9 protein-coding genes are annotated in these 7,844 nt (G+C 72.3%); 5 read left to right on the plus strand and 4 right to left on the minus strand.

Annotated features, from left to right (window positions below; all coding sequences use genetic code 11):
* A partial coding sequence (locus E1293_RS41400) for a DUF2637 domain-containing protein (RefSeq protein WP_132204700.1) occupies window positions 1–501 on the minus strand: 501 nt, incomplete at its 3' end.
* Window positions 502–707: 206 nt separating this feature from the next.
* Here E1293_RS41400 and E1293_RS41405 point away from each other — a divergent pair.
* The 5 genes from E1293_RS41405 to rlmB all read left to right on the plus strand — a co-directional run bounded on the left by E1293_RS41405 (window position 708) and on the right by rlmB (window position 5,646).
* Window positions 708–1,442 (plus strand): DUF6585 family protein, encoded by a 735-nt coding sequence (locus E1293_RS41405; RefSeq protein WP_132204702.1) that lies wholly within the window; start codon window positions 708–710, stop codon window positions 1,440–1,442.
* Window positions 1,443–1,546: 104 nt separating this feature from the next.
* Complete coding sequence (locus E1293_RS41410; RefSeq protein WP_243717346.1) at window positions 1,547–1,903, plus strand: YciI family protein; 357 nt, start codon at window positions 1,547–1,549, stop codon at window positions 1,901–1,903.
* The gene (locus tag E1293_RS41415) at window positions 1,900–3,150 is read left to right on the plus strand and encodes an RNA polymerase sigma factor (protein ID WP_132204706.1); all 1,251 of its coding nucleotides are present in this window, start codon (window positions 1,900–1,902) and stop codon (window positions 3,148–3,150) included. The genes E1293_RS41410 and E1293_RS41415 overlap by 4 nt, the downstream gene beginning before the upstream one ends.
* Window positions 3,151–3,217: 67 nt before the next feature.
* The gene (cysS, locus tag E1293_RS41420) at window positions 3,218–4,612 is read left to right on the plus strand and encodes a cysteine--tRNA ligase (RefSeq protein WP_132204708.1); all 1,395 of its coding nucleotides are present in this window, start codon (window positions 3,218–3,220) and stop codon (window positions 4,610–4,612) included.
* 116 nt (window positions 4,613–4,728) lie between these two features.
* Window positions 4,729–5,646, plus strand: a complete 918-nt coding sequence (gene rlmB / locus E1293_RS41425) for a 23S rRNA (guanosine(2251)-2'-O)-methyltransferase RlmB (protein ID WP_132204710.1) — start codon at window positions 4,729–4,731, stop codon at window positions 5,644–5,646.
* 206 nt (window positions 5,647–5,852) lie between these two features.
* Here rlmB and E1293_RS50375 read toward each other — a convergent pair whose 3' ends face one another.
* The 3 genes from E1293_RS50375 to E1293_RS41435 are packed head-to-tail and all read right to left on the minus strand — an operon-like array spanning window position 5,853 to window position 7,806.
* A complete protein-coding gene (locus tag E1293_RS50375; protein ID WP_279473346.1) occupies window positions 5,853–6,893 on the minus strand; it encodes an RNA polymerase sigma factor in 1,041 nt (346 codons plus the stop codon).
* Window positions 6,890–7,237, minus strand: a complete 348-nt coding sequence (locus E1293_RS49945) for a YciI family protein (RefSeq protein ID WP_243717344.1) — start codon at window positions 7,235–7,237, stop codon at window positions 6,890–6,892. Before E1293_RS49945 ends, E1293_RS50375 begins: the two co-directional genes overlap by 4 nt.
* Window positions 7,234–7,806 (minus strand): dihydrofolate reductase family protein, encoded by a 573-nt coding sequence (locus tag E1293_RS41435; RefSeq protein WP_132204712.1) that lies wholly within the window; start codon window positions 7,804–7,806, stop codon window positions 7,234–7,236. Before E1293_RS41435 ends, E1293_RS49945 begins: the two co-directional genes overlap by 4 nt.
* Between the last annotated feature and the right edge of the window lie 38 nt (window positions 7,807–7,844).

Consider the following 7,844-nt stretch of genomic DNA (forward strand, 5'->3'; position numbering starts at 1 on the left):
TTCCAGGACCTTGACGTGGCCGCGCTGCGTTTCGAGGGGGGCGGCCTCGGCGGCGGGGCGCGCCACGCGGATCTGCTTGAACATCGTCAGCCACAGCCAGACGGCGATGACCAGCATGATGTGCGGCGCCACGGCCACCCCGGCGCGCAGCGCGTCGTCCGGCAGGTCGGCGAAGCCCCGGACCGAGTGCTGCACGGAGATCGCCGCACCCCCGGCGACGAGGACGATCAGCAGCGTCCAGCGCAGCAGGCGCGTCCACCAGCGGGAGTTGCGGGTGACGACGAGCGACAGGATCGTCATCGCGGTGAGGGTGTCCGCCATGGCCGGGTACAGCGGCGCCCAGCGGCGGCTCACCCGGCCGGCGACGGCGAGTTCGCGGACGATGTCGTAGGTCAGCGCGAACGCGCCGCCCGCGAGCGCGGCGACGACGAGCCCGGCGAGGGCGGTGAGCAGCCGCCGCTGCGCGCGGGTGTAGGACGGCCGGGCGGGATCAGATGCCATGTCTCTCTTCCGGGAGGGAGGGGTCCTCCGCCGAGGTTAGCCAGCCGGGGCGGGGCCGAACCGCAACTTCTTAGTGATCACTTGCCACTGCGCACCATAAGGGCGGAGACGTACGGTATTGGCGTCGACAGGGCGTGGGGAGGGCAGCGATGGCGTACGGCAGACCCGGGGGCGTGGCGCGGGCCCGCACGGCCGGGTAGCGCGGCGTGGCGCTCTCCCGGGACCGGCTCGGCGAACCGGTCCGCATCTTCGACGGCCGGGCCGCCAACCGCCGCGCGTGGGCGTGGCTGGTGCTGCTCGGCGCGGCCGCGCTGGCGCTCGTCCCGGCGGCCATCGTGTACCTGCACGAGCGGGTGTGGTGGGCCGGCGTCCCCGCGCTGCTGCTGTCGATGGGGTACGCGGGGGCCGTCGGGTGGATCGCGGGACGCGATCGCCCGCGCGTCCGCGGCCGTGTCGCGCGGCTGTACACCGGCGGGCTGGCGGTCGGCGGCGAGGCCGGCCACCGGTGGGACGAGATCGTCTCGGTCACGGTCGCCGGTGTCCCGGGCGGGCCGGGCGCGCGGATCCGCTGGTGCTTCACGATCGTCGCGGACGACGGGAGCGTGCTGCGGCTCGGCGACGACATCCCGGACGTGCGGTCCCTCGGCGTGGCCGTCGCGCACGAGGTGACGGCCCGGGTCGTCCCGCGCCGGTTCGCGGCCGTGAAGGCGGGGGAGACCGTCCGGATGGGCCCGTACACCGTGGACCTGGACGGTGTCGAGAAGGACGGGGAGCGGCTGCCCTGGGACGCCGTCCAGGACGTGGTGATCGAGAACGGGCTCGTGGCCGTGCACGCGCGCCCCGGCCGGACGGACCTGACGACGGTCGCGTCCCAGATGCCGGACGCGCTCGCCTTCACGGTCGTGTGCCACCAGGTCAGGGACCTGGCCGAATCTTCCTGAAGATTTCTCGCGGGGGATGTCGAGAACGCGTCCGCCGCTCCGATCCTTCTGTGACGCGCCCCGGAGAGGGGCGCGCGACGACGAGGAGAACGACCGTGAAGTACATGCTGCTGATCTTCAACCGCCCCGGCTTCCTGGAGGAGCTGACCGAGGACGAGCGCACCGCGCTGTTCGCCGAGGTCGACGGGATCATGAAGGAGCTGAACGATTCGGGCGAATGGGTCGGCGGGGAGGCCCTCGCGGACCCGTCCGCCACCAAGACCGTGCTGGCGCGGGGCGGGCAGCCGGCCGTGACGGACGGGCCGTTCCTGGAGGCCAAGGAGCACTTCGCCGGCTACCTCACCGTCGACTGCGAGTCGCAGGAGCGGGCGGTCGAGATCGCCAGGCGGTGGCCGGACATCCGCTACGGCGGGCGCATGGAGGTCCGGGCGGTCATGAGCGGCAGCGGGACGGAGATGTGACCACGCCCCCCGGCCCGGACGGCGCCGAGGACCTCCTGCGCACCCTCGCGCCGCAGGTCCTCGGCACGCTCGTCCGGCGGCACGGCTCGTTCGACGCGTGCGAGGACGCCGTGCAGGAGGCGCTGCTCGCCGCCGCCGTCCAGTGGCCGGGGGACGGCGTCCCGGAGAACCCGCGCGGCTGGCTGCTGACCGTCGCGACGCGGCGGCTCACCGACCAGTGGCGCAGCGAGCGGGCCCGCCGCGACCGGGAGGCCGCCGTCTTCGCCGAGGAGGTGCCCGCGCCCGGCCCGGACGAGGACCGGCCCGGCGACCGCGACGACACGGTGACGCTGCTGTTCCTGTGCTGCCATCCGGCGCTGTCGCCGCCCTCGCAGGTCGCGCTGACGCTGCGGGCCGTCGGCGGCCTGACGACGGCGGAGATCGCCAGCGCGTTCCTGGTGCCGGAGGCGACGATGGCGCAGCGGGTCAGCCGCGCCAAGCAGAAGATCAGGTCGGCCGGGGCGCGGTTCGCGATGCCGCCGCCGGGCGAGCGGGACGAGCGGCTGCGGGCCGTCCTGCACGTCCTGTACCTGATCTTCAACGAGGGGTACACCGCGTCCAGCGGGCCCGACCTGCAGCGGACCGACCTCACCGCCGAGGCCATCCGGCTGGCGCGGGCGCTGCACGGGCTGCCGCCCGGCGACGGCGAGGTCGCCGGACTGCTCGCGCTGATGCTGCTCACCGACGCCCGCCGCGCGGCCCGCACGGACGGCGGGCTGCTGATCCCCCTCACCGAGCAGGACAGGACGCGCTGGCGCCGGGACGAGATCGACGAGGGCACCGCGTTGATCACCGACGCGCTCACCTGGTCGCCGCCCGGCCCGTACCAGGTGCAGGCCGCGATCGCCGCCGTGCACGCCGAGGCCGCGCGGCCGGAGGACACCGACTGGCCGCAGGTCCTCGCGCTGTACCGGCTGCTGGCGCACCTGTCCCCGAACCCGATGGTCACGCTGAACGAGGCCGTCGCGCTGGCGATGGTGGACGGCCCGTCCGCCGGGCTCGACCTGCTGCGCCCGCTGGACGAGGACACCCGGATGTCCGGACATCACCGGCTCGCGGCCGTCCGTGCCCACCTGCTTGAAATGTCCGGCGACCGATCCGCCGCGCGGGACGCCTACTGGGAGGCCGCGCGCGCCACGACCAGCCTGCCCGAGCGGCGCTACCTGGAGACCCGCGCCGCCCGGCTCAACGGAGAAGACGGTGCGTGACCGAACGGCATGGGCCGTGCGGTGCGATGCGCCGCGCAGTCGGACTCCGATCCAATAACCTGGGTCTGTGAGCCTGCGCCTTTACGACACCGGTACTCGTAGCGTCCGCACGTTCGAGCCCCTTGAAGAGGGCCGCGTGGGGATGTACGTGTGCGGCGCCACCCCGCAGGCGTCCCCGCACATCGGGCATCTCCGCTCGGGCGTCATCTACGACGTGCTGCTGCGCTGGCTGCGCGCGTCCGGCTACGAGGTGACGTTCGCGCGCAACGTGACCGACGTCGACGACAAGATCATCGCGGTGGCGGCGGAGCGCGGCGTGCCGTGGTTCGCGATCGCCGAGGGCAACCAGCGCGTGTTCACGCAGGGCTACGACCTGCTCGGCTGCCTGCCGCCGACGATCGAGCCGCGCGCCACCGGGCACGTCCCGGAGATGATCACGCTGATGCGGCGGCTGATCGAGAAGGGGCACGCGTACGCGGCGGGCGGCGACGTGTACTTCGACGTGAAGTCGTGGGCGGACGAGTACGGCGCGCTGTCGAACCAGCGGCTGGAGAACATGCGGTCCGCCGGCGACACCCCGAACGAGGAGTTGAAGCACGACCCGCGCGACTTCGCCCTCTGGAAGGGCGCCAAGCCGGGCGAGCCGTCGTGGGAGACGCCGTGGGGCGACGGGCGTCCCGGCTGGCACCTGGAGTGCTCGGCGATGGCGACCAAGTACCTCGGGCCGACGTTCGACATCCACGGCGGCGGCGTCGACCTGATCTTCCCGCACCACGAGAACGAGATCGCCCAGTCCCAGGCGGCCGGCGACGGGTTCGCCCGCTACTGGCTGCACAACGGGCTTCTCACCGTGGACGGCGAGAAGATGAGCAAATCGGTCGGCAACGTGGTGCTGCTACCCGATCTGCTCGGAAAGGCCCGTCCGGTCGAGGTGCGCTACTACCTCGCCTCGGCGCACTACCGGTCGCTGATGGACTACACCGACGCCGCCCTGGCCGAGGCCGTCTCCGCCTACCAGCGGATAGAGGGTTTCGTCACACGCGCATCGGAAGTCGTGGGGGCGGGGTCGCTTTCGGTAGTGCCGTCGGGGTTCGCCTCTGCGCTGGACGACGATCTGGGCGTCCCGCAGGCGCTGGCCGTGCTGCACGAGACCGTCCGGGAGGGGAACAGTGCCCTCGCGTCCGGCGACCACGACGCGGTGCGGAGCCACCTGGCTTCGGTCCGGGCGATGGCGGACATCCTCGGTCTCGACCCGCTGTCGCCCCAGTGGCGCACCTCCGGCGAGGAAGACCTGCGTCCCGTCGTGGACGCCCTCGTCGCGGTCGCGCTGGAACAGCGGCAGGCGGCCCGCGCCCGCAAGGACTACGGGGCGGCCGACGCCATCCGCGACAGCCTGTCGGAGGCCGGCGTCCTCGTCGAGGACACCCCGCAAGGGCCGCGCTGGGAACTGAAGCGCGGCTAGTACCGGATAAAATCGAACGTTCGCGGGGGTTCGTCGCCGTCCCGCTGAGATCTTGAGCCGCCCGGCAGCCGCGAGGGCGAGTGAGCACGCAATCGTCGCAAGGGGCGTAATCGACAATGGCAGCAAAACGCAAGGGCAAGGGACCCACCCCCAAGGCCGAGGACCGGCACTGGCACGGCAAGCGCCAGAAGGCCCGCGCCGTCAAGAGCGCCAAGCGCACCGGCACCCCGACGGTGGGTCCGGGCGTGCGCGCGAAGGACGCTCCGGAGTCGCGTCCGGCCGGCCGTCCCGCCGGGGCGCGGCGCGCGACCGGTGAGGTCCCGGAGCTGGTCACGGGACGGAACCCGGTCGTGGAAGCGCTGCGTGCCAAGGTCCCCGGCACCGCGCTGTACGTGATGTCCGGGACGGACGAGCGGGTGCGCGAGTCCATCCAGATGGCCGCCGACCGCCGCATCCCGCTGCTGGAGACTGGCAAGAACGAGCTGGACCGGCTGACCGACGGCGCCGTCCACCAGGGCATCGCGCTGCAGGTCAAGCCGTACCGGTACGCGCACCCCGACGACCTGCTCAAGGGGACGGCCCCGCTGATCGTCGCGGTGGACGGCATCACCGACCCGCGCAACCTCGGCGCGATCGTCCGGTCCGCGGCCGCGTTCGGCGCGACGGGCGTCGTCGTGCCGGAGCGGCGCGCGGCGGGGGTCACGGCGGGGGCGTGGAAGTCATCCGCCGGCACGCTCGCCTCGATCCCGGTCGCGCAGGCCACGAACCTGACGCGGCAGCTGAAGGCGTACCAGAAGGCCGGCTGCTTCGTCGCCGGGCTGGACGCGGACGGCGGCGTGAGCGTCGCCGACCTTGAGGTCGCGTCCGGACCGTTCGTGCTGGTCGTGGGCTCGGAGGGCAAGGGGCTCGGACGCCTGGTCGCCGACACCTGCGACCTGCTCGTCACGATCCCGATGCCGGGCACCGCCGAGTCGCTCAACGCCGGAGTCGCCGCGGGCATCGCCTTGTACGAGGTGAGCCGCCTGCGCACGTGAGCGAGTTGCCTCAACACCCGCAGGGCTCGCGCCCCGAATGGCCACTGGTCATGACCGGTTGGCAGCTCACGGTCGGCGGGCTGGTCCCCTTTCAGCCCGAAGCCCGCCGCCTGAGGAACGCCTTCTCGGCCTCGTCCTCCGTACGCTCCATGGCCTCGCCGTAGGCTTCGGCGGCCTCCGCGTCCCGCCCCAGGCGCCTCAGCAGATCAGCACGAATCGCATGGAACAAGTAGTACTGCCCGAGGTCGAGCCGATCCACCAACTCCAGCGCGGCCTCGACCCCCCTCGACCTCGGCCACCGCCACGGCCCGGTTGAGCGCGACGACCGGACTCGGCGCCACCGCCATCAACTGGTCGTACAACCGGAGAATCTGGTCCCACCGCGTATCCCCGCCCGAGCTGTGCACCGCGTTGATGGCCGCCTGAATCTGGTACGGCCCAGGCCGGTCGATCTCCAGGCACCGCCGGACGAGATCCCGCCCCTCCTCCACGAGCCCGCGATCCCACAACCCGCGGTCCTGCCGGTCGAGGAGCACCAACTCCCCGTCCCGCCGCCTCGCCGTCCTGCGCGACTCGACGAGCAGCATCAGCGCGAGCAGCCCGAGCACCTCGGGCTCGTCCGGCATCAGCTCCTTGAGAACGCGCCCAAGCCTGACCGCTTCGACCGCGAGTTCTTCGCTCCCGCCATACCCCTGGTTGAACACCAGGTAGACGACGGCGAGCACCGCGGACAGCCGTCCGGGAAGCTCCTCCGCCTCCGGAACCCGGTAGGGGATCTTCGCGTCCCGGATCTTCCCCTTGGCCCTCACCAGCCGCTGCGCCATCGTCTTCTCCGGCACCAGGAACGCCCGCGCGATCTCCGCCGTCGACAACCCGCCCAGCAGCCGCAACGTCAACGCGACCCGCGCCTGCATCCCCAGCGCCGGATGGCAGCACGTGAAAATGAGCCGCAGCCGCTCGTCCCGCACGGAATGCACCTCGACCGGCCGGGTGGCGGTCATCAGCACCGCCTCCGCCTGCTTGCCCGCCCGCGCGGCCTCCCGCCGCAGCCGGTCGATCGCCTTGTTCCGCGCCGTCGTGATGATCCACCCGGCCGGGCTGGGCGGCGCGCCGTGCTCCGGCCACCTGCGCACCGCCTCCGCGAACGCGTCCTGGACCGCCTCCTCGGCGACGTCCACGTCACCGAAGACTCGGACCAGGACGGCCACCGCCCGCCCGTGCTCCTCCCGGAAGACTTGCTCGATCACACCTCGCCCTGGAACGGCCGCACCTCGATCTGCAGCCCCGTCGCGCGCGCGAACCTCGCCGCCACCTTCAGCGCCGCGTCCAGATCCTCCACCTTGATGATCGTGACACCGCCGATGTGCTCCTTGCCCTCCGCCCACGGCCCGTCCGTCGCGATCACGTCGTCGTCCCGCACCTTCACCACGGTGCTCGCCTCGGGCCCGTGCAGCCCCCGCCCGAACACCCAGCACTCCTCCCGCTCCAGATCCCGCCGGATCTTCGCGAGCTCCGCCATCACCGGGCCCAGCACCTCCGGCGGCGGCGGGTCGCCCACTGGCTGGATCATGTTGAGCGCGTAAAGCTTCATGCCTCCTCCTTCTCATACGTTGCGATCACGACCCCGGTCGACGTGGTGACCGAATCCACCAGCCGCAGACCCTGCTCGACCCTCTCGAAGAGCCGCAGCCCGCTCCCCAGCACCAGCGGATGGACCATCAGCAGCCACTCGTCTACCAGGCCCTGCCGCATGAGCTCCCGCGAAAGCTCCCCACTCCCGATCACCGTGAGCCCCGTACGCCGCTTGATCTCGCCCACGCCGGCCACGTCCCGTACGAGCACCGAGTTCTCCCAGGGCAGGGGCTCGCCCAACGTCCGCGACACCACATACTTCGTGACCCGGTTCAGGACGTCCGTGAACGGGTTCCCGTCCGTCTGCCCAGGCCAGAACCCGTAGAGGTCCTCGTACGTCCGCCGCCCGAGCAGCACGGCCCCGTCCCCGCCCATGCGCTTGCCCATCTCAGCGCCCATGACCTGATCGTTCCCCGCCACGGCCCACCCACCGCGCCCGAACCCGCCCCGCGTGTCCTCATCGGCCGCGGCCGGCCCCTGCATGACCCCGTCCAGCGACAGATGCTCGACCAGAACCAGCTTCCCCATGGGATCCCTCCGGATGTCGTCCTCTCACCCCCTACACG

The organism is Actinomadura darangshiensis (genome assembly GCF_004349235.1).
GTDB lineage: Bacteria > Actinomycetota > Actinomycetes > Streptosporangiales > Streptosporangiaceae > Spirillospora > Spirillospora darangshiensis.